Here is a 24,606-nt window from a genome sequence, read left to right on the forward strand (position 1 = left end):
CCGCAGAAGTCGCTGCCCTCCAGCACGACGGGCCGGCCCCCGAGGAGGAGCACGCTGGCGTCGTCGTACCCGGTGACTTCTATGAGACCGAGGCCGTCGGGGACCTCGCAGACGACGACGGAATCAGTGGTCATGGGCCGAGTCTGCCAGAGTGCCGGCCGGGCGAGAGAAGGGTTTTGTGATGGCGACCGAACCGTGGGTGACCTGTCTGGTCAACGGCATTCTGTACAACGCGATGTTCCACAGCGACGGTTCGGCGCTCGACGACGATCTGGTCCGGCACTACGCCGTCGCCCTGCGGGTGAGCCCCATCAGCAGCGAACCGCTGCGCCGGCAGGCGGCGGGCCTGCGCGCGGCGGTCGCCTCCGACGAGGTGCTCGCCTCGACGTTCGAGGCGTATCCGGGGTGGCGCCCGTACGACGAGACCGAGTTCCGCGCGTTCCTGACCCGGCTCGCCGATGCCGTGGACGAGAGCGAGGACGGCACCGGCCCGGACGGACCCGATCGCCCCCCTGCCTCCGGTCTTCCTGATGCGCCGGGTCTCCCCGACGAGCAGGAAGCCCCTCGTCCGAAAGGTCTGCGCGCGCTCCTGCGCCGCCTGCGGTGAACCGGGAGGGGACCGGCCGCCGGCCCTGGGCGCCGGGCGCGTGCACCCGGTCCGCGCGGCGCGCCTCCCGGTGAACCTCCCGGCGCGCGTCACTTCCGTGGCCCGGGTGTCGTTAGGCGCTCGGGGTTGACTCGGGGGTCGAAGGGATGACGGAATGCGGCAGTTTCCTCTGGAGATGCACCACATGGCACCCGGCCGGGTCGTCGAGTGGCGGTTGCGGTCCACGGCCGGGGTGCAGTCCCCGGGCCCGGACGGCGTGGCGGACAGGAGGGCCTCCTTCAACCAGGACAAGCACTTCACCGTCGCCGAGGAGAGCCGCGCGGCCGACGACCCGACCGCGTCGTGGATCGCCGTCACCTTCGAGGTCGCGGGCCCGCTGGACGAGGACGCGCTGACCGGCTCGCTGCTGGCGTTCGTACGCCGCCACGAAGTACTGCGCTCCGAATTCCGGCGCCTGGCAGGGGAGTTGGCATGCGCTCCGATCCCCGCCGCCGAGCTGGCCCTGGACACCGTCCAGGTGGCCGACTTCGACCGCACCGAGGAACTGACCGGCTTCCTGGTGGAGCGGTTCAAGCGGAGCATCGACACGCTGTCCTGGCCGCTGTTCACGATGGGCGCCGTCCTGCGCGAGGACTCGGCGACCGTCTACCTGGCCCTCGACCACATCGTCTGCGACGGCATGTCGATGCCGATCGTGGTCCAGGAGGTCGAGCACGGCTACGAGGCCCTGCGTCGCGGCGAGTTGATCGATCCGGCGCCCGCGCCGAGCTATCTCGACTTCGCCGAGGAGCAGCGCGCCCGCTACCTCTCCATCGACGCGGACGACGAACGGCTCGGCTACTGGAAGGAGTTCATGGCGAGCGGCGACGGCGAGTTCTTCCCGCGCTTCCCGCTCGAACTGGGTGTGGAGCCGGGCCGGATGTACTCGATCGTGAACGAGGCCTCCCCGCTGCTGGACGCCGCCGAGGCCGAGGTCTTCGAGAAGGCGTGCCTGGCGGTGGACGGCAAGCCGTTCATGGGCGTGCTCGCCGCCGTCGCGGTCTGTCTGCGCGAGGCGGGCGGGCCGGGGGTCTACCGGGGGTTCATGCCGGTGAGCGAGCGCGGCCGGGCCGGGTGGGGCAATTCGGTGGGCTGGTTCGTCAACACCATGCCCATCGAGTTCGACGCCTCGCCGGGCCGGGACTTCGAGCAGGTCATGTCCTCGGTGCGGGCCGGGTTCAACGAGATGATCGGCCACATCGACGTACCGTTCGTGCGGGCCTGGGAGCTGCTCGCTCCCCGCGAGTTCGCCGCCCGCTCCTGGCCGTACCCGGTGAACTTCTTCTCGTACATCGACATGCGCAAGTGCCCGGGCGCCGAGCGCCACGAGGACTGGCGGCCCACCTCCCACGTGTGGTCGGCCCAGGCCAACGGCGCCTGCTCCTGGTTCCAGCGGGACGCGGACGGGCTGCACATGAACTCGATCTACTCGGACACTCCCGCCGCCCGCCGCACCATGGACGGTTTCCTTCAGGCCCTGCGTGAGACGGTCCAGGAGATCGCCCGCCACGGCTCGCTCCGCCGCCCCATCGCGCTGACCCCGCCGCGCCGGCCCGCGCGGACCCCGCTCGACGTGGCGGCGTTCGCCCGCCGCGGCTGACCCGGTCGCGTCCGGCGACGGCGGGCCTCAGAGGCGGGCCGCGCGGGCGCGCAGCAGGGCCTGCTCCCGGGCGTTGCGCGTGAGCGAGGCGGCGTGTTCGAACTCCGCCCGGGCCTCCGCCGGGCGGCCGAGCCGCTCCAGCAGGTCACCCCGTACGCTCGGCAGCAAGTGGTAGGAGCGCAGGGCCGGTTCCGCGGCCAGTGCGTCGACCAGGGGGAGGGCCGCCGCCGGGCCCTCGGCCATCGAGACGGCAACGGCCCGGTTGAGCTCGATGACCGGTGACGGGATCAGCAGGACGAGCCGCCCGTAGAGGGCGGCGATGGTCCGCCAGTCGGTGTCCTCGTAGCGGACGGCGTTGGCGTGAGCGCCGGCGATGGCGGCCTGGAGGGAGTAGGGGCCGGAACCGGCCCGGTGCAGGGCTTCGACGCCGCGACGGATCAACAGCCGGTTCCACTTGGACCGGTTCTGGTCGGCGAGCAGCACCGGCTCCCCGTCCGGGCCGGTGCGGGTGGCGATCCGCGAGGCCTGGAACTCCAGCAGCGCCGCCAGGCCGTGCACCTCGGGCTCCTTGGGCATCAGGCCGGCCAGGACCCGGGCGAGGCGCAGGGCGTCCTCGCACAGGGCGGGGCGGACGAGGTCGTCGCCGGCCGTGGCCGAGTAGCCCTCGTTGAAGACGAGGTAGATGACCTCCAGGACGGAGGCGAGTCGCTCTTCGCGGTCGGCTCCGTACGGGACCTCGAAGGGCACCCCCGCCTTCGCGAGCGCCCGCTTCGCCCGGACGATCCGCTGGGCGACCGTCGGTTCGGGGCACAGGAAGGCGCGGGCGATCTCCTGGGTCGTCAGGCCGCCCATCAGCCGCAGGGTCAGCGCGATCCGGGCATCGGTGGCGAGGACCGGGTGGCAGGCGGTGAAGATCAGCCGCAGCAGGTCGTCGTCGATGGACTCGGGGTCCGCGAGCGCACCCTCCTCCTCCGGCGGCGGGACGTCCTCCAGGGTGCGGCCCACCTCGGCGAGCTTGCGCGCGTAGGTCTCCTTGCGGCGCACGAGGTCGATGGCCCGGTGTTTGGCGGTGGCCATCAGCCAGGCCCCCGGCTTGTCGGGCACTCCGGAGGCGGGCCACTGTTCCAGCGCCGCGACCAGCGCGTCCTGGGTGATCTCCTCGGCGATGCCGACGTCGCGCACGATCCGGGCGACGCCCGCGATGATCCGCGCGGACTCGATCCTGAACACCGCTTCGACCGCTCGGGTCGTACTCACTGCCGTCACGGCTACCCATCAGAGCAGCCGTGACGAGGCAGGGCAAACGGCGCGCGCGGCGCGGACCGTCAGCTTCCGTCGAGCTGACGGAGCTCGGCTCCGACCGTCCAGTTCTCGGGGTGGATCTCCAGGAAGCGCTTGGTCCACTCCAGCGCCTCGTCCTTGTCCTTGCACTGCATGAGGGCGTACCCGCCGACGACCTCCTTGGTCTCGGTGAAGGGCCCGTCGGTGTAGCTGAGCTTTCCGCCGGACCAGGTGACCCGGGTGCCCTCGGAGGTGGGGAGCAGGCCGGCGGTGTCGAGCATGACCCCGGCCTTGGTGATCTCCTCCATCAGCGCGCCCATGCGGTCGTTGAAGTCGGCCGGGAAGGGGGTGTCGGGGGTGAGGTTCTGCTCGTCGATGCGGATGAGCGAAAGGAAGCGCGGCATGGTGACTCCTCGGTGGTGAAGGACGGGGGCCTTCCCCGCCTCTCACCCCTGCGTCGAACGGGAGACGCCGGGATCGACAGCTTCCCGGAAAAATCTTCGGAGATTTTCGGGACGCGCGCGGCGGTGGGGATTCCGGTCTCCGCCCCACCCGGAGCTACCGGTGAGTAGGATCGCCGGGTCCAGGCCCCTCCGAGAGGATCCCCGATGCCGCGCATGCCCTCTTCGCCGTTCCTCCTCGCCGGCCTCCTGGCCGGCGCGGCGGTGGCGCACGCCGTCGCCCCCAAGCAGTTCGACGCGACCGTGCCGCGCTCGCTGCCCGGCACCCCGCGCCAGTGGACGTACGCGAGCGGCGTGGCGGAGCTCGCGCTCGCGGCCGGGGTCGCGCACCCGCGCACCCGCCGGGTCGCGGCGCTGGCGACGGCGGCGTTCTTCGTCGGCGTGTTCCCCGCGAACGTCAAGATGGCGGCCGACGCCCGTCACCGCTCCCCCGCCGTGCGGGCCGTGGCCCTGGCCCGGCTGCCGGTCCAGGTCCCGCTGGTGCTGTGGGCCCGCAAGGTCAGCCGGAACGCGGCGGGCTGAGGCCACCGGGCGGGGCGGCCCGGCACCCGACCGGGACCGCCGCCCCTGCGCCCTGCCACACCGCCACCCCTACGCCCCGGCGCCCGGCGTCAGCGGCTGTCGCCCGTCCAGTCCCAGTGACCGGGATCGGCGGCGCGACGGCGGTAGTGCGCCCGGCCGCCGGGCCCGTACCGCCCTATCTCCGTGGGGAGCCGGGCCTCTTCGGCGAGCTGCGGGCCGCTCCAGCCCGTGATGTCGAGCAGCAGTCCGTCGAGGGGACCGCCCACGAGCTCTCCGTAGGCGTGCCCCGGGAGCGGACCCGGGTCGGGGTCGTCGTGGTCGGCGCCGTAGACCCGGCGCCGGAGCATCCTGTCGTCCATACCGGTCAGCTTCACAGACGGCACTGACAACGGCCCCCGGCAGCGATGATGGGAGCCGTTCGGATCGCACGGCACACGAAGCGGAGCACCATCCATGGCACGTCGGGTACACCAGCCACTGGAGGACCAGGAGTTCGACTTCATCCTCGGCATGACGGACGGGCCGGTGCTTGCCTACTTCTGCGGGAGCTGGCCGAAGGCCCTGGAGCCCTGCCGCGCGATGGACACGGTCGTCGCCGCGCTGGCGCAGGAGTACGGGACCCGGCTGACGGCGGTGCGCGTGGACATCACCCGCTGCCCCGCCCAGACCAAGCGCTACGGGGTGACGGGGGCCCCGACGGCCGTCCTCATCACGGCCGGCGAGCCGGTGGCCACGCAGGCCGGGCCGATGACGGCCGAGGAGTTCCGCGAGTTCCTCGACGCCCGTCTCTGATCGAGGAAGCGTGAGCTTCAGTGCCGGGCGGCCGCTCCCAGGCGCTGGAACAGGGCCTCGTCCAGGTCCAGCCCGCGCTGCGCCTGGTTGATGGCCTGCGAGCTGTAGATCCCGGTCGAGCGGGCGGCCAGTACGGCCTCCCGCGAGGCCGCGATCACGCCGAGCCGCAGGTCCACGTACTGTTCGCGCGCGCCGTCGAACGCGGGGACCTTCCCGTCCGCGTCCTTGCGGTCCAGCCGGGCGTCCTCGCGGACCTTGGCCAGGACCTCGGGCGCGTACGGGCTGCCGTCGCCCTGCACGAGGCCGGGCTCCTCCAGCGCGGCGCGGCCCGCGGCGGCGACCTCGTCGAGCAGCCTGCGGTACTCCTCCTGGAAGCGGACCGGGTCGTCGCCGGAGATCTTCACCTTCCGGATGACGGCGGGCAGGGTCAGGCCCTGCAGCAACAGGGTGGTGGTGGCGACCACGAAGGCGATGAGCAGCAACTGGGGCCGGTACGGGGTGTCCTCGGGCAGGGTCTGGGCCGCGGCGACGGTGATCGCCCCGCGCATCCCGGCCCAGGCCAGCGCCACGCCGCTGCGCCAGCCGAGGCTCTCGTTGACCTTGAAGTCGGCGTCGGCCGAGGCCCGGGTGACGCGCTCCTTCATCTGCTCCCTGCGGCGGGGCGTCAGCTCCCTGCGGGGCCGCAGCGGGTTGGCCGGCTGCTCGGACTCCGGGGCGCCGAGCCGGTCCATCAGCCAGTCGAGCCGGGGCTTCTTCTCGGCTGCCCGCTGCGCGTCCTTGCGCAGTGAGGCGATGAGCGGGGCGACGAACACCATGCGCGCCACGATCACCAGGGCGGAGGCCGCGAGGCCGATGAGCAGGGCGCGCCAGGCGCTGAGCCCGTCCGCGGCGACCTGGTCGAGGAGGCCCTTCAGGCCGAGCCCCATCAGGAGGAAGATCGCGCTTTCGAGCAGGAAGGCGAGGGTGCGCCAGTTCATGGCCTCGGCCAGCCGGTCCTGGGCGCTGAGGAAGCGCGGGGCCTGATGGCCGGTGACCAGGCCCGCGACGACCACCGCGAGGACTCCCGAGGCGTGGAACTCCTCGGCCGGCAGGAAGGCGACGAAGGGGACGACGAAGGAGATCGCCGTGTTCAGCAGGCTGTCCCCCAGCAGCGCCCGGACCCGGACGTTGACGAGGCCCACGACGAGGCCGACGGCGGTGGCCAGGGCGACGGAGAAGAGGAAGTTCCCGGCGACCCCGGCCAGGGAGACGGTTCCGGCCATGGCGGCGATCGCGGAGCGAAGCAGCACCAGGGCGGAGGCGTCGTTGACGAGTCCCTCGCCCTCCAGCATGGTCAGCAGCCGCGACGGGAGGCCGAGCTGTTTGCCCATGGAGGTCGCGGCGACCGCGTCGGTGGGGCTGACCACGGCGCCGAGGGCGAAGGCTGCGGGCCAGCCGAGGCCGGGCATGAGCCAGTGGAAGAGCCAGCCCGCGCCGAGGGTGGTGACGGCCACGAGCAGGACCGCGAGACCGCTGATCGCCTTGATGTTGCGGCGGAAGTCCGACGCGGGCATGTTCACGGCCGTCGAATAGAGCAGGGGTGGCAGCACGCCCGCGAGGACCCACTCCGGCTCGATGGCGAGGGCCGGCACGCCCGGTACGAAGCTGAGGGCGATGCCGACGACCACCAGGCTCAGTGGGGCGGCGAGGCCGAGCCGCTTCGAGAAGGCGGCGACGGCGACGATGCTGCTGACGCCGACGATCGAGACGAGGGTCATTTCCATGCGCGGTACAGGGCCTCAGGGGTGCTCGGGGACGATTTGTCCACCGTACGCCCAGGGGTTTCACCGCGTCAAAAATTGAGCGACTCAACCTTTGACGCGGCCCCCCGTCGCCCTCACTCGGCGGGCGCCGCCCGCGGCAGCAGTGCGACCGCCTGCCGCTCCAGCGCCAGCGCGCCGTCCACCAGCTCGGCGCAGGCACCGAAGAGCTCCCGCCGTCCCGCGGCGTCCGCCTCGGGGTCCGCCGTACGGGCCAGCTCCGCGAGCCGCGACCACTGCCGCCCGGAGTCGCGGAAGAGCCCGGCCGCGTCCGCGTGCCCGGCGAGGTCGAGGAACTCCGCGTACAGCGGCCGGGTGGCGCCCGGGGCCGTCCACTCCTCCTCCAGGCAGGCGTACAGCCGCTGCGTACCGAGCGCGAAGGCTTCGGGCGCGGCGAAGCGGCGCTCCCAGCCGGTCTTGGTGCCGGCGTCGCGCAGCTGCGCGGCGAACTTCTCCATGCCGGAGAAGCCGAAGTTGACGTCGAAGTGGTTGCCGAGCACCGGCCCGGTGAGGCGGGAGACCGTGGCGGCGATCGCCGCGTCCAGGTCGGGTTCACCGGCGGGCTTCCCGGTGGTCACCACCATCTGGTGGCGGCCCTTCTTGTGTCCGGACCAGGCCGCGCCGAACTCCTCCCGGCCGATCGCGTACGCGCTCCCGGCGCCGTCCAGACCGGCGGCCGGGTCGTCGACGTAGTAGGTGTCCCCGTCGTAACCGACCACGGTGACCACGTACGGATCGGCGGCGGCGAGTTCTGCCATCGGGGCGGGGCCGTGCCAGGGCAGGGCGGACCGGTCGACGGTGCAGAACACCGGGGCCCCGGCGTCGAGTGCGGCCTCGACCCGGTGCCAGCGGGGCTTGGCGCTGCGCGTGGCCTCGTAGGGGATGCGCAGGCGGCCGAGGGCGACCTGGACCCAGGGGTCGGGGTGGGCCTGGGCGACGATCGTCGGCATCGGCGGCCGGCCGGCGTACTCGAACACGAAGTACATGAAGCCGATGCCGCCCGCCAGGCCCGCGACCAGGGCCTCTTCGTGCACGCTGCCGAGCGCGTGCCGGATCAGCGTGGCCTCGCGGTGGCGTCCGGGGGCGAAGTCTTCATATACGTGCGCAGTCATGCGGTCAGCGTAGCCGCGCCGCGGACCGCCGACTGCGACCCGACTTCCTGTACAGTTGTCCAGGAAGTCGGAGAGGCCGCTCTCCGCTCGCCCCGCCCCCAGGGAGGTGGCCGTGCACACGGTCGCAACGATCCTCATCGGCCTCGTCGCCGCACTGCACGCGTACATCCTGGTCCTGGAGATGTTCCTGTGGCAGCGACCGCCCGGCCGCGCCCTGCACGGCTTCGACGCCGACACGGCCCGCCTGACCGCCCCGCTCGCCGCGAACCAGGGTCTCTACAACGGATTCCTCGCCGCCGGCCTGGTCTGGTCCCTCGTCATCGACTCGCTCGCCACGCAGATCTTCTTCCTCGTCTGCGTGATCGTCGCCGGGGTGTACGGGGCCGCGACCGCCAACCGCCGCATCCTCTTCGCCCAGGCCCTGCCCGGCGCCCTCGCCCTGGGCGCGGCCCTGCTCGCCGGATGACCTCCGGCGAGCCGGGCGCGCAACCGCCCGGCGGGCCGGGGCAGGACGCCACCCCCCGCACCGACCCCCGCACCGCCCGGACCAGGGCCCGGCTGCGCGAGAGCCTCCTCGCCGAGTGCGCGGACCGGCCGCTCGCCGAGGTCAGCGTCTCGGCCGTGGTCCGCCGGGCCGGCGTCGGCCGGGCCACGTTCTACCTGCACTACGAGGACCTCACCGCGCTCGCGGTGGACGCGTGCGCCGACGTCGTGCACGCCGCGGTCGACGCCCTGCACGCCTGGCAGACGGACCCGTCAGCGCCTCCCCCGGCCCGGCCCCCGGCCGCGCTGGCCGCGTTCCTGGGCGACGCGGCCGACCGGGCCCCGCTCTACCGCACCCTGCTCCTGCCGGGCGGTGGCGGCCCGCTCGGCGAACGCCTGTACCGGGAGCTGCGCGAGCGCAGCCGGGCCGAGCGCGCCGCGGTGGGCGCCCCGCGCCCCGAGCTGGTCGCTTCGGCCGTGGCGGCCACCTTCACCGCCGTGCTGGCGGACTGGCTGCACGGTGATCTCCCCGCCGACCTGGCGGACCCGGCCGGGCTGGCGGACCGGATCTGGCTGCTCCTCGTAGCCCTGCACCGGGCGGGGTGATCCCCTCAGGTCGGCCCCCTCGTTCTCCCCGCACGAGCCCTCCGCCCCGTTGAAGAGCATGCACACCGGCCCTGCGAGCAAGGCGAGGCCGGTCAGGGTGCCGAGGGCGACGGCCAGGTCCTGAAACCGCCCGCGCCCAGGAGAACGCACCGTGGTCAAGGGGCATCCCCCGCCGCGCCCAGCCCGGTCTCGGCCATGACCCGGGTGACGGTGTCCTCCAGCGAGTGCTCCGCCTCGATGACGCTCTCCCAGTCGCCGGGCAGCAGGTCGAGGGGCCGGTACCACTCGCGCATCTCCGCCTCGCCGTACTCCCCCGCCTGCGGCTTTCCCGCGTGCCGCCGCAGGGTCTCCTCGAAGGGCACGTCGAGGTAGTAGAAGTGCGTCGGCCCGCGGTGGGCCCGGCGCAGCGCGTCGAGCATGGGGCCGTAGCGGTCCGCGTAGAGGATTCCCTCGACGATCACGTGGAAGCCGTGGTCCAGCGCGTAGCGCGCGACGCTGCCGATGAGTCCGATGTTCGCCGCGCCGGGGGTGTCCCGCTCGCGCAGCACGACGCGGCGCAAATTGTCCTGGCCCACGAGCGCGAGGCCCCGCCCGTGGCGGTCGCGGATGCCCTCCGCCACCGAGGACTTGCCCGCGGCGGAGTTGCCGCGCAGGACGATCAGCCGGGTGTCCGGCGTGCCGGTCATCATCCGGCCCACGCTACCCGTCGGCCCCGGACGCGCGTGGGCCCCGCCGGAAGATCCGGCGGGGCCCACCTCACGGGCAGGGCTCGTGAAGCGGCGTTAGAGGGTGACCACCCGCTCCGCCTGGGGCCCCTTGGGCCCCTGCGTGACGTCGTACTCGACCTTCTGCCCCTCGTCCAGCGCCTTGAAGCCGCTGGACTGGATGGCGGAGAAGTGCACGAACACGTCGGGACCGCCGTCGTCCTGCTGGATGAAGCCGAACCCCTTCTCCGAGTTGAACCACTTCACGATGCCAGTTGCCATCTGTACTGATCCTTCACAACGTTCCACCGGCCGCACACACGGCCGGACCCGATCCTGCCCATTGATCGGGTCGAGCACACGCCAAGCGCGGCCAACCGGGGTGCTTCCGGGTATTCGAACCTTTCTCCGTCCCATCCGCGAATCGGGGTAGCAGGCCTGACCGGCGACTGTTCACGCACTGCCGTCCGCGGCGGGCAACGACGCGGCGGATCGAGGCCGAGGGGCTGCCGCGGCACCTCGCCGCGGTCCGCTGACCCGGCAGCCGAGGCAGTCGGCGTGACCGGTGTGCGCGGCGGTGTCGCGGACCCGCCAGTCCCATCGGCTCTCCGGGCGGGGACCGCTCGGCTTGCCCCAGCCCGCGAGGTGCAGGATCCAGGTGGTGATGCCCGCCGCCACGACGACCCCCAGGCCGATCCAGATGCCGGGGGTCCAGGAGGCGCACAGGGCCGCACCTGCGGCCGTACTTCCCACCAGGGCGATCGCGGTGCCGGTCCAGCCCGCCACGGTGTGGCCGAGGTCCACGTGGCCGTGAGCGCTCATCGTTCTCCCCTGCTTCGTCGGTTCAGTAGGCTCGAAAGGCGTTCTCTTACGGAGAAAGCCATTTATCTCACGAGCTAAGTAACTTAGATGCTAAGGAGTAACCGCGTGCAGGGCAAGCCCCGCCCCGCGGCCACGGTCCAGGAGGCGATCTCGCGCATGGACCGGTACGTCGCTCTCGGTATCGTCGGCCAGCAGGAGGTGGCGCAGCTCCTGGGGCTGAACGTCACCGACCTGACCTGCCTCGGCCACATCCTGGGAGCCGGACAGGACCCGCTCGGCGCGGGCGACCTCGCCGAGCTCACCAACCTCACCACCGGCGCGGTGACCGGGGTGCTCAACCGGCTGGAGCGCGCCGGGTACGCGAGCCGGCAGCCCGATCCCGCCGACCGGCGCCGGGTACGGGTGGTCGCGGAGCCGGCCGCCGCCGCGCGGATCTTCGCCGTCTACGAGCCCTTCTACGCCCGGCTCGGCGCGGTGTTCGCCGAATACACCCCGGACGAGATCGCCGTCATCGCCGACTGGTTCGGGCGGGCGACGGCCGAGGTCACCGCCCATCTGGACCGGGTGCGGGCCGGGGAACTGGGGCCGGTGACCCCGTGACCCCGATGGTAAAATTTGCCTTTTGGCGACGTTCGCGTCGCACTCCCGATCATCTTGTGCGTCTCACGGAAGGTTCTGCATGAAGAACCCGTCACCTCATGGGCGCTTCGGCATCAAGCCCGGAGCGAAGGCAGGCCCGAAGGGCGGTGCGAAGGGCGGCGGGAAGACCCCCCGGACCCTCGGCCCCCAGGGCGAGTACTCAATGCCCCGGACGACCACGCCGGCGCTGCCGCCGGTGGAGTCCTTCTCGGAGCTCGGCCTGCCCCCTGAGCTGGTGACGACGATGGCCGACCAGGGGGTGGCGGAGCCGTTCCCCATCCAGGCGGCGACCCTCCCCAACTCCCTGGCGGGCCGTGACATCCTGGGCCGCGGGCGGACGGGCTCGGGCAAGACGCTCGCCTTCGGCCTGGCCATGCTGGCCCGTACGGCGGGACAGCAGGCCGACCCGAAGCGGCCGCTCGCGCTGGTCCTCGTACCGACCCGCGAGCTGGCGCAGCAGGTGACCGAGGCCCTGGCCCCGTACGCGCAGGCCCTGAAGCTGCGCATGGCCACGGTCGTCGGCGGCCTGTCGATCGGCAAGCAGACGGGCGCGCTGCGCACCGGCGCCGAGATCGTGGTGGCCACCCCGGGACGGCTCAGCGACCTCATCGGCCGGCGCGACGTGCACCTGGAGCGCGTGAAGATCGTGGTCCTCGACGAGGCCGACCAGATGTGCGACATGGGCTTCATGCCGCAGGTCACCGAGATCCTCGACCAGTGCCACCACGCCGGCCAGCGGATGCTGTTCTCGGCCACCCTGGACCGCAATGTGGACCAGCTGGTCCAGCGGTACCTGAAGGACCCGGTCGGCCACTCCGTGGACCCGCAGTCGGCCTCGGTGTCCACGATGGACCACCACGTGCTGCACATCCACGCGGCCGACAAGGTCTCGGCCGCGACCGAGATCGCGGCGCGCGAGGGCCGGGTGCTGATGTTCCTGGACACCAAGCACGGCGTCGACCAGTTCGTGAAGCACCTGCGGGCGATGGGCGTGCGCGCGGAGGGGCTGCACAGCGGGAAGTCACAGCCGCAGCGCACCCGGACGCTCGGGCAGTTCAAGGACGGCCTGCTGAACGTCCTGGTCGCCACCAACGTCGCCGCGCGCGGCATCCACATCGAGGACCTCGACCTCGTGGTCAACGTGGACCCGCCGGCCGACAGCAAGGACTACCTGCACCGGGGCGGCCGCACCGCGCGGGCCGGCGAGTCCGGCAAGGTCGTCACCCTGGTCACCCCGAACCAGCGGCGCGACATCGTCCGGCTGATGGCCGACGCCAAGATCCGGCCGACCATCACCCAGGTCCGCTCCGGCGAGGCCGCGCTGAGCCGGATCACCGGCGCGAAGGCCCCCTCCGGCGTGCCGCTGGCCGGCGCCGCGGCCACCGACGCCAAGGGCCGCCCCTCGGGCTCGGACCTCGGCTTCCGCGGGATCGGCACCCGGCCCGGGCGTCCCGGCAAGGGCAAGGAGTCCCGCAAGACCATCGAGGCCCGGCAGGCCGCCGAGGCCCGTGCGGCGGCGCGGGTGCGCCGCGGCACGAAGTAGGAAGCAGGACGACGGGGCGCGCAGCAGTACGACGGAGGGCCGGGACCGCGGGTGCGGTTCCGGCCCTCCCCCGCGTCCCGGGGTCACGCGTTCAGGCGGCCCGCCGCAGCAGCCGCTGCGCCGCCGCGTTGCGGACCCGGCGGGTCCGGGCCTCCGCGGCGAGCAGGCGCAGGGCCTCGTCGTCGTGCAGCGACTGGGCCGCCGTGCGCTGACACCAGTCGGAGGCGGCGAGGAGTTCCGCCGCGGACCAGGGCTCGCCCCGCGTGACGGCCTTCAGCAGGGTCCACTCGCGCAGTCGGCGGGCAGCGAAGGTGCGGCCTGCGAGGGCGGATCCGACGGCCTGCGCCCAGGCCGGAAAGGCCTCGTCGGCGAGCAGCCCGGCCGCCCGCCGGTCGAGGTGCGTGACCACCGCGCTCTCGGCCATCACCAGGTCCGGGTCGCGCAGGACGGCGGCCACGGCCTCGGCTTCCGCGGGCTGACCGGACACGGCTGCCAGGGACTCCAAGTGCCGGGCGTAGCGCCAGTGCTCGGCCGGCGTGTTCACCGTCATCGTGCCCGTCGTCCCCTCGGTCCGGCGCTCCGGGCCGCCTCGGCGTATCTGGTACTCGCTTCTCCCCATGCCGACATTCCACACGACACCGGTGAACGCCACGTTGTCAGGGTGTCATCGAGCCCGTACGAGACGGCAACTGCGCGGCCACCGACGGCAGTCGGCCCCCATCTACGCAGGTCACGGGACCATCACGTGATCCCGGTCCGGCTTGTGCGGCATCGGTGACGCCCTGTGAGATGGGTTCGGGGCAAGAAACATGGGCGGGGGCCTGATATGACGGAAGCGGCGGAGTTCCTCACGCGACCGCGCGCGGACATCCACGAGCGCGACCACAAGCGCCGCCAGAAGCGCGACCGGAACCATGGCCAGAGCCGCGAGGGCCGCGACGCCGCCTTCCGGGCCGACCAGCGCCGTTGGCACGCCGGACGGCTGGCCGTCGGAGCCGCAGCCGCCCTGGTCCTCGCCGGTGTCACCGCGTGGCTGGTGACCGCGCCCGACGAACGGACCGCGGGCGAGCCCGGCTCGTCCTGCTCCGCGCCGTGTCCGGCTCCCCCGGGGTGACGGCCGGGACCATGGTCCCGGCCGGGTCGCGCCGGGCGGCCCTCAGCCCCCGTGGCTCTCGTAGCCGCCGGAGCCCTGGTCGTTCGCGTGCCCCTGCTCCGGGAGCGGGGCGCCCGTCTCCAGGAGGGTCTTGAGGCTGGACGCGAGCATCGGCCAGGCGCGCCCGCACATGCCGATGAGGGTGCCGCCCGGTTCGAAGCCCTCGTGGTGGATGGTGAGCCGGGCCAGCGTGTCACCGACCGGCTCGATCTCGTACGTCACCTTCGTGCGCCGCTCGCGGGCCAGCTTGGTGCGCAGTTCCTCCCCGATGCCCACGGAGGCGGCCCACTGCGGGGTGAAGGTGTGCCAGGTGTAGGAGAGCAGCCGCTCCGGTACGCATTCCAGCACCACTTGCTCCGGATCGCTCGTCCGCGCCCCGCGCTCGACCCAGTCCATCGTCGAGCCCACCCGCCAGTCGGTCTCGAAGTCGAGTCCCCAGTAGCGGCGGGTGAACGCGGGCTCGGTCAGGGCCTGCCACACCCGCGCGGGGTCGGCCTGGACGTACACGGTGTAGGTGATCGCAGTCTCGCTCATCCCCTCATGCTGCGGGACCGGGGCCCGCGGACCGGGGATTGAGCCGCTCTGCGCTCACCAGTGGCAGCCCTCCGCTGGGAGTTCCGTCGGCGGGGTGCGGGGCGGCGACGGGAGGGACAGGTGGGCGCGGGCGCCGTGCACGGCGGCGAGTTCCTCGTGGCCCGCCGGACCCCAGTCGCTGAGTTCGCGGACCTGGTCGGGGGTGGCCAGCAGCCGGGCGTACGCCGGGTCCGGGCCCGGGGGCAGCGCCGTGAGCCGGGCCGCGGTGCGCGGGTGAGCGCCCTGGTCCGCGTACCGGTACCCGAGCGGGAGGGCGGCCGCGGTGCGGCCCGCCGTCGGGGGCGGGAGGTGGACGGCGCCGGTGGCGCGGGCGACGAGGAGCAGGACACGCCCGTCGGGGGCGAAGAGCCAGCCGGCGGGGTCCCGTGGCGTCAGGTGCGCGGGGACGGCGCCCGGGTGCCAGGTGCCGTGCAGCGGGGTGCGGCGGCTGCGCAGGACGCCGAGCCGGTCGAGCGCGGTGGGGGTGGTGGGGCGGCCGTCTTCCAGCAGGGCGGCGCCGCCTCCGTTGATCCGGGCCCGCAGCGCGGACAGGGCGCGGCGGGCGTCCCCCGCGTCCATCAGGGCGGGCAGTTCGGCCGGCTCGGCGAAGTGGATGCCGGTGATCTCCTGTGCGGGGAGGCGGACGGAGTCGATGCGGTCCCGGGTCCAGGTGCCGCCGTCGAAGACGTGCAGGATCTCGCCGGGGAAGCGCATCCCGGGCGGCATGCCGGGTGCGTCGGCCGGGATCCAGTCGACGGCGAGGCCGCGCGGGTAGCGGCCTTCGACGCCGAGCTCCTCGTACATCTCGCGGGCGGCCGCCGCGGCCGGTGCCTCACCGGCGTCCACCGCGCCGCCGGGCAGCAGCCGGTCGGGGCGGTAGTCGACGCTCTGGACGAGGACGCGCCCGTCGGCGTCGGTGACGAGGACGACCGCGCCCGTCCAGAGCGTGGCGCGGGAGGCCCCGTACTCCTCCGGGGTCATCCACGTGCCCGGACGTGCGGCCGGGGCGGGGGCCTCGGACTGGCCGCACGTCCGGGCCTCGGGTGCGGCCGGGGATCCGTCCGTGTCCTGCGTCACGTCCTCGTCGGTCAGCTGCGGCATCGGACTCCATTCACCGTAGGGGCCTCTCGGGGGCGTCGTGCGGTCCCCTCGCGCGGGCGTCGCAGGGTTTCCGCGGGCCTCGCGGGGGCGTTCCGCACGGGTGGACCCGCGGGCTGTGCAACAGCGCGGACGGCCCACGGGTTACGGAGATCCACACATTCCCCTTTGCCACCCCTATACCTCCTTATTACCTGGTTACACGGATCTTGCTACGTTCCCCGGGCGGACTGGCGGCATGAAAACCGCCGGTCCGACCACGTCACCGGAGCGAGGAGAGACCCGACCATGCGACGCGCACCCCGTACGGGCACCCCGGCGGCCACCGGCAAACGGTGGACCGTCCCGGGCGTGGCCGGCGTGGCCGGTGGCGTCGCGGTCCTCGGCTTCGGTGGGCTGTACGCCGCGGGCCTGCTGCTGGCGGGCGACGAGGTGGCCTCCGGTACGAAGGTGCGCGGCATCGACATAGGCGGGATGAGCCGCGCCGAGGCCCGGCAGACCCTGAACCGTGAGCTCGGCCCGTCCGCCGCGGCCCCGCTGGACTTGCGGATAGGAGAGCGGACCGAGCAGGCGCAGCCGGCGACGCTCGGCCTGTCCCTGGACACGGGCGCCACCGTCGACCGGGCGGCCCGCTCCGGTTCCGGTCCCGTCAGCGTGATCGGCCGGCTGTTCTCTTCCGGTGATCCCGACGTGGAGCCCGTGGTCCGGCTCGACGAGAAGGCGGCCCGCGCCGCCCTGGACGGACTCGCCGCGAAGACCCGGCAGGAGGCCCGGGAGGGCTCGGTCTCCTTCGAGAAGGGCAAAGCCAAGGTGGTGGCCCCGGTCATCGGTACCGACCTCGACGTGGACGGCTCCCTCGGCGTCCTGCGCTCCTCGTACGCCCGTACCCCGGAGGGGAAGACCGCAGGGCCGGTCGTGCTCCCCGTCCGGAGCACGGAGCCCCGCATAGGGCGGCAGGAGACGGAGCGGGCGCTCAAGGAGTTCGCCCGGCCGGCGGTGTCCGCGCCGGTCACCCTGACCGTGGAGGGCAAGCGCATACCCGTCGGCCCGGCCGTCCTCGCCAAGCACCTCACCCTCAAGGACGACGGCCGAGGCCGCCTCGCGCCCGGCCTCGACGCCAAGGCACTGCTCGCCGACCCGGAGCTGGCCGGGCCGTTGCGCCGGGCCGCGCCGGGACCCGTGGAGGCGAAGCTGCGTACCGACTCCGCCGGCGCGGTCTCCGTCGCCGAGGAGGGCCGGGCCGGACGCCGGGTCGCCGAGGAGGGCCTGTCCGCCGTCGTGCTGCCGCTGCTGACGCGGGCGGGCGCGGCGGAGCGCATGGGCGAGGTCGCCACGGAGGAGGTCCGGCCGAAGCTGACGGGGAACACGGTCGGGCAGCTGGGCATCAAGGAGGAGGTGTCCTCCTTCACGGTCGACTTCGAGAAGGCCCCGTACCGTACGACGAACATCGGGCGGGCCGCGGAACTGATCAACGGCTCGCTCGTACTGCCCGACGAGACCTGGAGCTTCAACCGGCGCGTCGGCGAGCGCACCAAGGAGAACGGCTTCGTCGACGGCCTGATCATCAACAACGGCCAGTACGAGAAGGCCGCGGGCGGCGGGGTCTCGGCGGTGGCCACCACCGTCTTCAACGCGATGTTCTTCTCGGGGGTCAAGCCCGTGGAGTACGGGGCGCATTCCTTCTACATCGAGCGCTACCCGGAGGGCCGCGAGGCCACCGTGGCCTGGGGCAGCCTGGACCTGCGCTTCGCCAACGACTCCGGCAAGGCCCTCTACATCCAGGCCGAGGCGACCGACACCTCGATCACCATCACCTTCCTGGGCACGAAGCGGTACGACGAGATCCGCGCGGCCAAGGGTCCGCGGACGAACGTCAAGCCGCCCGCCACCCGTGCGGACAGCGGCCCGAAGTGCGAACCGCAGTCCCCTCTGGAGGGCTTCGACGTCGCCGTCGACCGGGTGTTCGTGAAGGGCGGCCAAGAGGTCAAACGGGAGACGATGAAGACCCGTTACACGCCGAGGGACAGCGTGACCTGCGGCTGAGTCCTCCTGTCGGGGAGCCCGGACCACCCGTGCGGGTGAGCGGGTGCGGGTGAGCGGGCGTTCGTCGGGCAGGGTGGGCGGATGGAGTCGCGCCGGGGACCGAGGGTGCCCCTGATCATCGTCGCGCTGGCCGTGGCGGCCGGGTGTGTGACCGGATGTGTGACCGTGTCCCCGGCCGCCGGGCCGGGGGCCGTTCCCGGGGCCGGAGCACGGCCCGCGCCGGCCGGGGTACGGACGGGCCTGCCGGGACCGGCGGCCGAGGCCTGGCCGCTGGGGGCGCTGCCCGAGGTCGTGCAGGACGCGGATCCGGTGCCGGAGGAGCCCCCGAACGCCTTGCCCGGGGCCGCCGTTGCTCCGCGACCGGCCGCGCCCGCGGCTCCCGCCGCCCGGGCGCGCAGCCGGGTGAAGCCCGCCGCGCCGCGGCACCGGCCGGAGCGGCCCCGGCGTACCGCTGCGAAGAAGCCCGCGGCTCCTGCCGCGAAGCCCCGCGGCTCCCGGCCCGCGCCGAACCGGTCGTACGACATGGCGCCGCTGTGCGCGGCGGCCCGCGGGAGGGTGGACCCGGCCATCGTGGCACTGTGCCGCTGAGCGCGCTGTCCCCGGCGCCGTTCCTCACGCTGTGCCGCCCACCGCGCTGCCACTGACCGCGTGGCGCTGCCGGGTCCGGGAGGCGGGATTCGCTTGGATGGGCCCGGCGGACCCCGACCGGGGCCCTCCAGCCTCCACCTCCAGGAGTGGCCATGGCGAAGATCGCCCTGTTCGGCGCGACCGGCACCGTCGGATCCCGGGTGCTGCACGAAGCACTCGGTCGCGGGCACGAGGTCACGGCCGTCGTGCGCGATCCCGCGCACTTCGCCGAGTCCGAAGCCAGCTCCGCGGACGTCGCCGTCGTCCGCGGCAACGTCCTCGACCCGGCGTCCGTGACCCAGGCCGCGGCCGGGCAGGACGTGGTGGTCAGCGCGTACGGTCCCGGCTCCGGGGATCCCGGCACCCTCGTCGGCGCGGCGAAGGCGCTGATCGGCGGTGTGCAGGCCCTCGGTGCGGACGGGCCCCGGCCGCGCGTGGTCACCGTGGGCGGCGCGGGCTCCCTGCGCACCCCCGGCGGACCGAAGGTCTGGGACCAGGCCGGGATTCCGGCACCGATCGTCGCCGTCATGCACGCCCACGGGGACGCCCTCGACTTCCTGCGGACCGTTCCGGTGGAGGAGGTCCACTGGACCAACCTCAGCCCCGCCGCCACGATCGAGCCGGGCACCCGGACGGGCGCGTACCGACTGGGGCTCGACGACCTGGTCGTGGACGAGAGCGGAAACAGTCTGATCTCCACGGAGGACTTCGCCGTCGCGCTGCTGGACGAGATCGAGCGCGACGCGCACGCGGGCAGGCGGTTCACCGTCGGGTACTGAGATATTCGCTGTTCCGGGCCCGTTCCGCCTCCCTAGAGTGACCGTGCACCAGCCTCGGCCCGCAGGGAGCGGATCATGCGCACGCACTACCCCCGGACCCCGCACCTGCCCTGGTCTCCGGGTGCGACGTCCGACGACGTGCGGACCACCGGGCCCGGCATGCTGGCCGGGTTCGCCGGGCGCGAGGTCGTGGTCACCGAGAAGCTCGACGGCGAGAACACCACCCTGTACACCGACGGCCTGCACGCGCGGTCGCTCGACTCGGGCCACCATCCGTCGCGGGCCTGGGTCAAGGGCCTCCAGAGTCGCATCGGCCCCGGAATTCCCGCCGGTTGGCGGGTGTGCGGGGAGAACGTCTACGCCCGGCATTCACTCGCGTACGAGGAACTCGACGCGTGGTTCTACGGGTTCTCGGTATGGGACGGCGACCACTGCCTGGACTGGGACCGGACCGCGCTCTTCCTCCGCGGACTCGGGGTCCCGGGACCGCGCGTCCTGTGGCGCGGCGTCTTCGACGAGCGGGCGCTGCGGCGCCTGCGGCTCGACACGGCGCGGCAGGAGGGGTACGTCGTCCGCACGACGGCCGGCTTCGAGCGCGCCGACTTCGGGCGCCGCGTGGCCAAATGGGTGCGGGGCGGGCACGTGCAGACGGATACGCACTGGATGTACGCCCAGGTGGTGGCGAACGGGCTCGGTCCGGCGGCCGCCCTCTGGGACGTCCGGTCGGGCGCGGATCCGGACGCGGCCGGGCTGCTCCGCGCGGTGGGGGCGGACACGGCCGTCGACGCGGCGGGAGTCGAGGCACTGGTCGCCGAAGTCGCGGACCGCATCGACGGGTTGAGCGTGCGCAGGTCCGGCGAGGACCGTCTGGCCGGAGTCCTGGCGGCGGCCCTGCACGGCGTCCCGCGAGGCGCGCTCGCATCCCGGCTGGCGGCGGGGCCGCTCGGGATGGCCACCGCACGGCGCGTCGCGGACCTGGTCGGGCTCTACCCGGCACTGCGCAGGCCCTTCCCCTACCCGGACACGGAACGGCGGGCCGGGCTCGTACGGATGGCCGAGGCGGCCGATCTGGGCGTGCTGCACGCGCTGGCGGGGGCGGTCTCCGGGTCCGGCGGTCCTGTCGGGTCGCCCGGGGCCGGCGAAGGGGGCGAGGTCGGCGAGCGGGGTGACGGGTCCGGCGAGTGCGTGGAGTGGTCCGCGCTCCACGCCGAGGAGGCGGGGCTGCTCGGGCCCGCACCGCTGGAGCCGCTGCGGGTCGGGCTTCGAGACGCCCTTGCCGCAGCCGGCATAGGTGATGGCGATGCCGGCAGCGGCGACGCCGCCGACCGCTGCTGGGCCGAAGCGCGCCTCGCCTACGGCCAGGGCAAATTGACCGGCGCCGAGGAGGCGGTCGCGGCGACCTGGCGGTGGCGCGACGGCGCCTCCTTCCCCCGGCTGGTGCAGCTCTGCGGACCCTCGGGCAGCGGGAAGAGCACGTACGCCCGGGACCTGCCCGGGGTGGAGACCTACATCAGCCTCGACGACCTGCGCGGCGCCAGGGGTTCCCGGGCGGACCAGCGGGACAACGCGGACGTGCTCCGCGAGGGCCTCGACCGGCTGGACTCCGCGCTCGCCTCGGCCGCGCGCCGAGGGGGCACGGTGGTCTGGGACGCCACCTCCCTCACGGCCCAACAGCGCGGCCTGGCCGGCTCGGTCGCCCGTCGGCGCGACGCGCTCGTCACCCACGCCGTACTGCTGGTCGAGGAGGCGGAGCTGATGCGCCGCAACTCCGCGCGTGCGCACGCGGTGCCGGAGCCGGTGCTGGCGGCGCAGCTGCGCCGGTTCGCTCCGCCGTATCCAGGTGAGGCTCACCGCACGTGGTACATCGGGGCGGGCGGCACCGTCGAGGACACGGCGGGGACGATCGGTGCGCCGACCCGTACGGCGGCCTTCACGACGTCTCGTACGGCGACCTGCGGGGAGGGCTGATGCTGATGCGTACCAGCGAGGAGCTCTACCACCAGGTCCGCTGGGACCCCCGCTTCGACCCCGCCCGGTTCACGCTGGGACTGCTGCAGCGCGGCGCCGAGCCGAAGCGGGTCCCTCTGCCCTCCTTCGTACCCGGGGGCGACATCCCCTGGCACCGGGTGCTGTTCGTGGAAGCCGACGGCGAGCTGGTGTGGGACCGGGCGACGGGCGTCGACACCATCGACAGCACCGCGGCCGGGCGGGTACGTGACCCGAGGCTGCTGCGGGCGCCGTTCTTCACCGCGCGCACCCCCTACGCCTGGGACCCGTCCGGCGACGGCGCGTGGCGGGCGGCTTCGCCCGAGGGCGGCACCGGCACCCCCGGGCCTTCGCGCGTACGCCTGTTGACCTGGAACACGCTCTGGGACCGCTACGACGCCCCGCGCATCGACACCGCACGGCGCAGGCCGTTGCTGCTCGCCGACCTCGCGGCGGCCGACGCCGATGTGATCGCGCTCCAGGAGGTGGAGCGCGAGCTGCTCGGCATGCTGCTCGCCGAGCCGTGGATCCGCGCCGGGTACACGGTCGCCGCGGACCCGCGCGGCCGGGACGTGGCGGAGAGCGGGCTGCTGGTGCTGAGCCGGCTTCCGGTGCGGGAGGCGGGCGTTCACGTACTGGGTCCGCACAAGGCGGTCGTCGCCGTGACCGTGGACACGGCGGGCGGGCCGCTGGTGGTCGCGGCCACGCATCTGACGAGCGATCACACGGAGCGGGGCGGGGACCGCCGGGCGGCCGAACTGGCACGTCTTTCGGAGGGGTTGTCGGGAATCGAGTCGGCCGATGTCGCCCTCCTCGGCGATTTCAACGACGGCCGGTCGGGAGCCGCGGGGCCTGCGGCGGCGCTGTGCCTGCGGGACGTGTGGACCGAGGTGCACGGGGCAGGGGACGAAACCCCCACCTTCGATCCGGTCGCCAACCCGCTCGCCGCGGTGGGGTCCTTGTCGGGGCGGGCCGGTCGCCTGGACCGGATCCTGCTGCACTCGGCTGCGGTTCGCCTGACGCATGCCGCCCTGCGCGGCGACTCCCCGGCAGCGGACGGTCTGTTCATCTCCGACCACTACGGGGTCGAGGCCACCTTGGACTTCGACCCGCCGGCCGACGGAGCCGAGGCGGGCGAGGGGTCCGGGCGCGCGGTGCTCGACGTCCCTGCCACCGCGCGGACGGCGGTGGCCTGGCTGGCACCGCGGGACGAGGCGGTGGACGCCGTCCGCCGGGCGCACGACCCGCAGGCGGAGCGCTGGCCGGCGCACGTGAACCTGCTCTTCGGCTTCGTGCCGGAGTCCTCCTTCGAGGCGGCACTGCCCCTGCTGGCCGAGGCGGCCGTGCAATCGGCCGCGTTCACGGCCCGGCTGGAGGGCGTGTACGCCTTCGGCCCGACCCTGTGGCTGGACCCGGCGGCAGCCGGCGACGCGCCGTGGCAGGAGCTCCGGCGGACCCTGGCGGCACGGTTCCCGGGCTGCCGGGGCCGGGCCGAGGGGTTCACACCCCACCTGACGCTGGGCCGCAGCCCCGATCCCCGGCGTGCGGAGCGGGAGTTCGCGGCACGCCTCGGCGCCGGCCGGTCGGCGCGCGTGGACTCGCTCGCCGTCCTGTCCCGCCGCGGCGACGGCCCGATGGAGGTCCGGGCGACGGTGGAACTCGGCACCGGCAAGGTCACCTGGGCACCCGAACCCCCACGCCCGCGGACAGCCCGCCCGGGCGGCAGGGAGCCGGCGGGGGGCGGGGGCACGAGCTACGCCGACACCAAGGCCGGAGCCGGCGCCCGGGCCGGCGCCAAGGCCAGTGACGGAACCGGCGCCAAGGCCAAGGTCGGTGCCAGTGGCGGTGCGGTTGCCGGTGCCGGTGCCGGACCCGACGCCGGTGTCAGTGCCGCTGCCAGTACCGGCGCCAGCGCCAGTACCGGCGCCAAGGCCGGTACCGGCGCCAAGGCCGGTACCGGTGCCAAGGCCGGTACCGGTGCCAATGCGGGTGCGGCAGCCGACGCCGGTGCGGCAGCCGACGACGCGGCCCGCGCCCAGGCCCTCGCGGCGCGGATCGCGGCGGCCCTCCCCGAGGGGGTCGTGCACGTGGCCGGCTCGCGGCGGATGGGGTGTGCGCTGCCCGACGCGGATCTGGACCTGGTCGCCGCCCTGCCAGGCGCCGTCGCCTTGGCGGACGTACGGGCGCGGCTGACCTCGGCCCTCCCCGAGGCGGAGCGGCTCCGTGAGGTGACGGGTGCCCGGGTGCCGGGCTTGCGGCTGCGCGCGGACGGGCTGGACGTGGACCTGGTGGTGGTGGCCGCCGGTCCGGTGCCGCCGGACCGGGCGGTGGCCCTGAGGGCGCAGCTCGGCGAGGCCGCGGCGGTGGCGCTGAGTGCGGTGAGCGATGCCGATGCGGTACGGGCCTTCGTGGGCGCGGAGCACGCGGCGTTCGGCCGGCTGGCGCGGGAGGTCAAGGACTGGGCCCGGTCCCGGGGTCTGGACTCGGCGCCCTTCGGCGGGCTGCCGGGACTCGCCTGGTCCGTGCTGGCCGCCCACACGGTCCGCTCCGCCCCCGGCCTCTCCCCCGGCCCCCTGCTGCGCACCTTCTTCGCCACCTGGGCCGCCTGGGACTGGCGCACCCCGGTGAGCCTGGCCCCGGCCAAGGGGCCGACCGCCGGCCCGGGCGGCGGGGACGCCGTCACCGTGCTGACCCCCTCTGCCCCGGTGCGTAGCTGCACCACCCAAGTCGGCGCGGGAACCGCCGACTTGCTGACGCGGGAGCTGTTCGCCGCGTGGGAGTCGCTGGAGGGGAGCCCCTCGGCGCAGCTCACCGTCGCCGCGGCCCCGCACCGCCGGCACGCCGCCTGGGCCGTGGTCACCGTGACGGGTGACCGCCCCCGTGACTTCGAGGACAACCTGGGCCGCACGCGCGGCCGGCTGCGGGCCCTGCTCGGCGCCCTGGAGGAGACGGGCCTCGTGGACGTACACGCATGGCCCCGGCCCTTCGAGCGGACCCCGACCCTGGCCCGCTACGCGATCGGCCTCGGCCACACACCGCCGGACGCGAACACCCTGGCGGCGCTCACCGCGCCCTGGTCGGCGACGCTCCCCGGCACCGCGGTGACCTGGGCCGACTGCGGCAGCGTTCCCGACCTCTCCTGACGACAAGTAACGAACGCACGACAGCACCGGGCCGGCCATCGGGCCCCACTCTCCGAACGCGACGAAGACTCTCTGCCTGAGCTCCGCCTCCCCGTAGCGGGCACGGCGAGACGGAGCGGTCAGAGCCTCAGTAGAGTCCTGTGAAGTTTTTTCGTCAACACTTTTCACAAGAGTTGAAGAAACCCCAAGTTCAC

Annotated in this window: 25 protein-coding genes; 14 read left to right on the forward strand and 11 right to left on the reverse strand. The window is 73.8% G+C overall.

The genetic code is table 11. The annotated features are described in order from the left end of the window. Nucleotides 1-181 precede the first annotated feature (181 nt). Nucleotides 182-607: a hypothetical protein gene (locus ACFWBW_RS19100; RefSeq protein ID WP_385373886.1), complete on the forward strand. Its 426-nt coding sequence runs from the start codon at nt 182-184 to the stop codon at nt 605-607. A gap of 154 nt (nt 608-761) precedes the next feature. Continuing rightward, the gene (locus tag ACFWBW_RS19105; RefSeq protein WP_385373888.1) at nt 762-2,246 is read left to right on the forward strand and encodes a condensation domain-containing protein; all 1,485 of its coding nucleotides are present in this window, start codon (nt 762-764) and stop codon (nt 2,244-2,246) included. A gap of 27 nt (nt 2,247-2,273) precedes the next feature. On the opposite strand, the gene ACFWBW_RS19110 is transcribed toward ACFWBW_RS19105, so the two are convergent. Both ACFWBW_RS19110 and ACFWBW_RS19115 read right to left on the reverse strand, forming a co-directional pair. Beyond that, nucleotides 2,274-3,503: an RNA polymerase sigma factor gene (locus ACFWBW_RS19110; protein WP_385373890.1), complete on the reverse strand. Its 1,230-nt coding sequence runs from the start codon at nt 3,501-3,503 to the stop codon at nt 2,274-2,276. Between the two features lie 68 nt (nt 3,504-3,571). Beyond that, the gene (locus ACFWBW_RS19115) at nt 3,572-3,931 is read right to left on the reverse strand and encodes a YciI family protein (protein WP_266875698.1); all 360 of its coding nucleotides are present in this window, start codon (nt 3,929-3,931) and stop codon (nt 3,572-3,574) included. 204 nt (nt 3,932-4,135) lie between these two features. On the opposite strand from ACFWBW_RS19115, the gene ACFWBW_RS19120 reads away from it, so the two are divergent. After that, nucleotides 4,136-4,510: a hypothetical protein gene (locus ACFWBW_RS19120; protein WP_385373892.1), complete on the forward strand. Its 375-nt coding sequence runs from the start codon at nt 4,136-4,138 to the stop codon at nt 4,508-4,510. Between the two features lie 89 nt (nt 4,511-4,599). Here ACFWBW_RS19120 and ACFWBW_RS19125 read toward each other — a convergent pair whose 3' ends face one another. After that, complete coding sequence (locus ACFWBW_RS19125) at nt 4,600-4,869, reverse strand: hypothetical protein (RefSeq protein ID WP_214951747.1); 270 nt, start codon at nt 4,867-4,869, stop codon at nt 4,600-4,602. 94 nt (nt 4,870-4,963) lie between these two features. On the opposite strand from ACFWBW_RS19125, the gene ACFWBW_RS19130 reads away from it, so the two are divergent. Beyond that, nucleotides 4,964-5,302 (forward strand): thioredoxin family protein, encoded by a 339-nt coding sequence (locus ACFWBW_RS19130; protein WP_385373894.1) that lies wholly within the window; start codon nt 4,964-4,966, stop codon nt 5,300-5,302. Between the two features lie 17 nt (nt 5,303-5,319). Here ACFWBW_RS19130 and ACFWBW_RS19135 read toward each other — a convergent pair whose 3' ends face one another. Both ACFWBW_RS19135 and ACFWBW_RS19140 read right to left on the reverse strand, forming a co-directional pair. Then, nucleotides 5,320-7,065 carry a cation:proton antiporter gene (locus ACFWBW_RS19135; protein ID WP_385373896.1) on the reverse strand — a complete coding sequence of 582 codons (1,746 nt, stop codon included), beginning with the start codon at nt 7,063-7,065 and terminating at the stop codon, nt 5,320-5,322. Between the two features lie 113 nt (nt 7,066-7,178). Then, on the reverse strand, nt 7,179-8,213 hold the full coding sequence (locus ACFWBW_RS19140) for a BtrH N-terminal domain-containing protein (protein ID WP_385373898.1): 1,035 nt from the start codon (nt 8,211-8,213) through the stop codon (nt 7,179-7,181). A gap of 112 nt (nt 8,214-8,325) precedes the next feature. Between ACFWBW_RS19140 and ACFWBW_RS19145 the strand changes: the two genes are divergently transcribed. Further along, the gene (locus ACFWBW_RS19145) at nt 8,326-8,679 is read left to right on the forward strand and encodes a DUF1304 domain-containing protein (RefSeq protein WP_274547246.1); all 354 of its coding nucleotides are present in this window, start codon (nt 8,326-8,328) and stop codon (nt 8,677-8,679) included. Then, nucleotides 8,676-9,302 (forward strand): TetR family transcriptional regulator, encoded by a 627-nt coding sequence (locus tag ACFWBW_RS19150; protein WP_385373900.1) that lies wholly within the window; start codon nt 8,676-8,678, stop codon nt 9,300-9,302. Before ACFWBW_RS19145 ends, ACFWBW_RS19150 begins: the two co-directional genes overlap by 4 nt. A 155-nt stretch (nt 9,303-9,457) precedes the next feature. Here the strand turns inward: ACFWBW_RS19150 and ACFWBW_RS19155 are convergent, their stop codons facing one another. From ACFWBW_RS19155 to ACFWBW_RS19165, 3 genes are all read right to left on the reverse strand, one after another. Next, nucleotides 9,458-9,988 (reverse strand): AAA family ATPase, encoded by a 531-nt coding sequence (locus tag ACFWBW_RS19155; RefSeq protein ID WP_385374000.1) that lies wholly within the window; start codon nt 9,986-9,988, stop codon nt 9,458-9,460. Between the two features lie 96 nt (nt 9,989-10,084). Continuing rightward, a complete protein-coding gene (locus ACFWBW_RS19160) occupies nt 10,085-10,288 on the reverse strand; it encodes a cold-shock protein (RefSeq protein ID WP_356510213.1) in 204 nt (67 codons plus the stop codon). Nucleotides 10,289-10,459: 171 nt separating this feature from the next. Further along, nucleotides 10,460-10,828, reverse strand: a complete 369-nt coding sequence (locus ACFWBW_RS19165) for an HGxxPAAW family protein (RefSeq protein ID WP_385373903.1) — start codon at nt 10,826-10,828, stop codon at nt 10,460-10,462. 105 nt (nt 10,829-10,933) lie between these two features. On the opposite strand from ACFWBW_RS19165, the gene ACFWBW_RS19170 reads away from it, so the two are divergent. Together ACFWBW_RS19170 and ACFWBW_RS19175 are read left to right on the forward strand one after the other, a co-directional pair. After that, a complete protein-coding gene (locus tag ACFWBW_RS19170; RefSeq protein ID WP_385373905.1) occupies nt 10,934-11,428 on the forward strand; it encodes a MarR family transcriptional regulator in 495 nt (164 codons plus the stop codon). 79 nt (nt 11,429-11,507) lie between these two features. Next, on the forward strand, nt 11,508-13,010 hold the full coding sequence (locus ACFWBW_RS19175) for a DEAD/DEAH box helicase (protein WP_385373907.1): 1,503 nt from the start codon (nt 11,508-11,510) through the stop codon (nt 13,008-13,010). A gap of 91 nt (nt 13,011-13,101) precedes the next feature. On the opposite strand, the gene ACFWBW_RS19180 is transcribed toward ACFWBW_RS19175, so the two are convergent. Next, a complete protein-coding gene (locus ACFWBW_RS19180; protein ID WP_385373909.1) occupies nt 13,102-13,629 on the reverse strand; it encodes a hypothetical protein in 528 nt (175 codons plus the stop codon). Nucleotides 13,630-13,836: 207 nt separating this feature from the next. On the opposite strand from ACFWBW_RS19180, the gene ACFWBW_RS19185 reads away from it, so the two are divergent. Continuing rightward, nucleotides 13,837-14,124, forward strand: a complete 288-nt coding sequence (locus tag ACFWBW_RS19185) for a hypothetical protein (RefSeq protein WP_385373911.1) — start codon at nt 13,837-13,839, stop codon at nt 14,122-14,124. Between the two features lie 42 nt (nt 14,125-14,166). Here ACFWBW_RS19185 and ACFWBW_RS19190 read toward each other — a convergent pair whose 3' ends face one another. Both ACFWBW_RS19190 and ACFWBW_RS19195 read right to left on the reverse strand, forming a co-directional pair. Beyond that, entirely contained in the window at nt 14,167-14,697 is a 531-nt protein-coding gene (locus tag ACFWBW_RS19190) for an SRPBCC domain-containing protein (protein WP_385373913.1), read from the reverse strand. Nucleotides 14,698-14,751: 54 nt separating this feature from the next. After that, nucleotides 14,752-15,837, reverse strand: coding sequence for an NUDIX domain-containing protein (locus ACFWBW_RS19195; protein ID WP_385373915.1), 1,086 nt, complete (start codon nt 15,835-15,837; stop codon nt 14,752-14,754). A gap of 285 nt (nt 15,838-16,122) precedes the next feature. Between ACFWBW_RS19195 and ACFWBW_RS19200 the strand changes: the two genes are divergently transcribed. The 5 genes from ACFWBW_RS19200 to ACFWBW_RS19220 all read left to right on the forward strand — a co-directional run bounded on the left by ACFWBW_RS19200 (nt 16,123) and on the right by ACFWBW_RS19220 (nt 24,412). Continuing rightward, nucleotides 16,123-17,877 carry a VanW family protein gene (locus ACFWBW_RS19200; protein WP_385373917.1) on the forward strand — a complete coding sequence of 585 codons (1,755 nt, stop codon included), beginning with the start codon at nt 16,123-16,125 and terminating at the stop codon, nt 17,875-17,877. Between the two features lie 105 nt (nt 17,878-17,982). Continuing rightward, nucleotides 17,983-18,465: a hypothetical protein gene (locus tag ACFWBW_RS19205; protein ID WP_385373919.1), complete on the forward strand. Its 483-nt coding sequence runs from the start codon at nt 17,983-17,985 to the stop codon at nt 18,463-18,465. 152 nt (nt 18,466-18,617) lie between these two features. Continuing rightward, a complete protein-coding gene (locus tag ACFWBW_RS19210) occupies nt 18,618-19,283 on the forward strand; it encodes an NAD(P)-dependent oxidoreductase (protein ID WP_385373921.1) in 666 nt (221 codons plus the stop codon). Nucleotides 19,284-19,358: 75 nt separating this feature from the next. After that, nucleotides 19,359-21,251 (forward strand): RNA ligase family protein, encoded by a 1,893-nt coding sequence (locus ACFWBW_RS19215; RefSeq protein WP_385373922.1) that lies wholly within the window; start codon nt 19,359-19,361, stop codon nt 21,249-21,251. 5 nt (nt 21,252-21,256) lie between these two features. Then, nucleotides 21,257-24,412, forward strand: coding sequence for a poly(A) polymerase (locus tag ACFWBW_RS19220; protein ID WP_385374002.1), 3,156 nt, complete (start codon nt 21,257-21,259; stop codon nt 24,410-24,412). The last annotated feature ends 194 nt before the right edge of the window (nt 24,413-24,606 follow it).

The organism is Streptomyces sp. NPDC059957, from assembly GCF_042730015.1.
Taxonomy (GTDB): Bacteria; Actinomycetota; Actinomycetes; order Streptomycetales; family Streptomycetaceae; genus Streptomyces.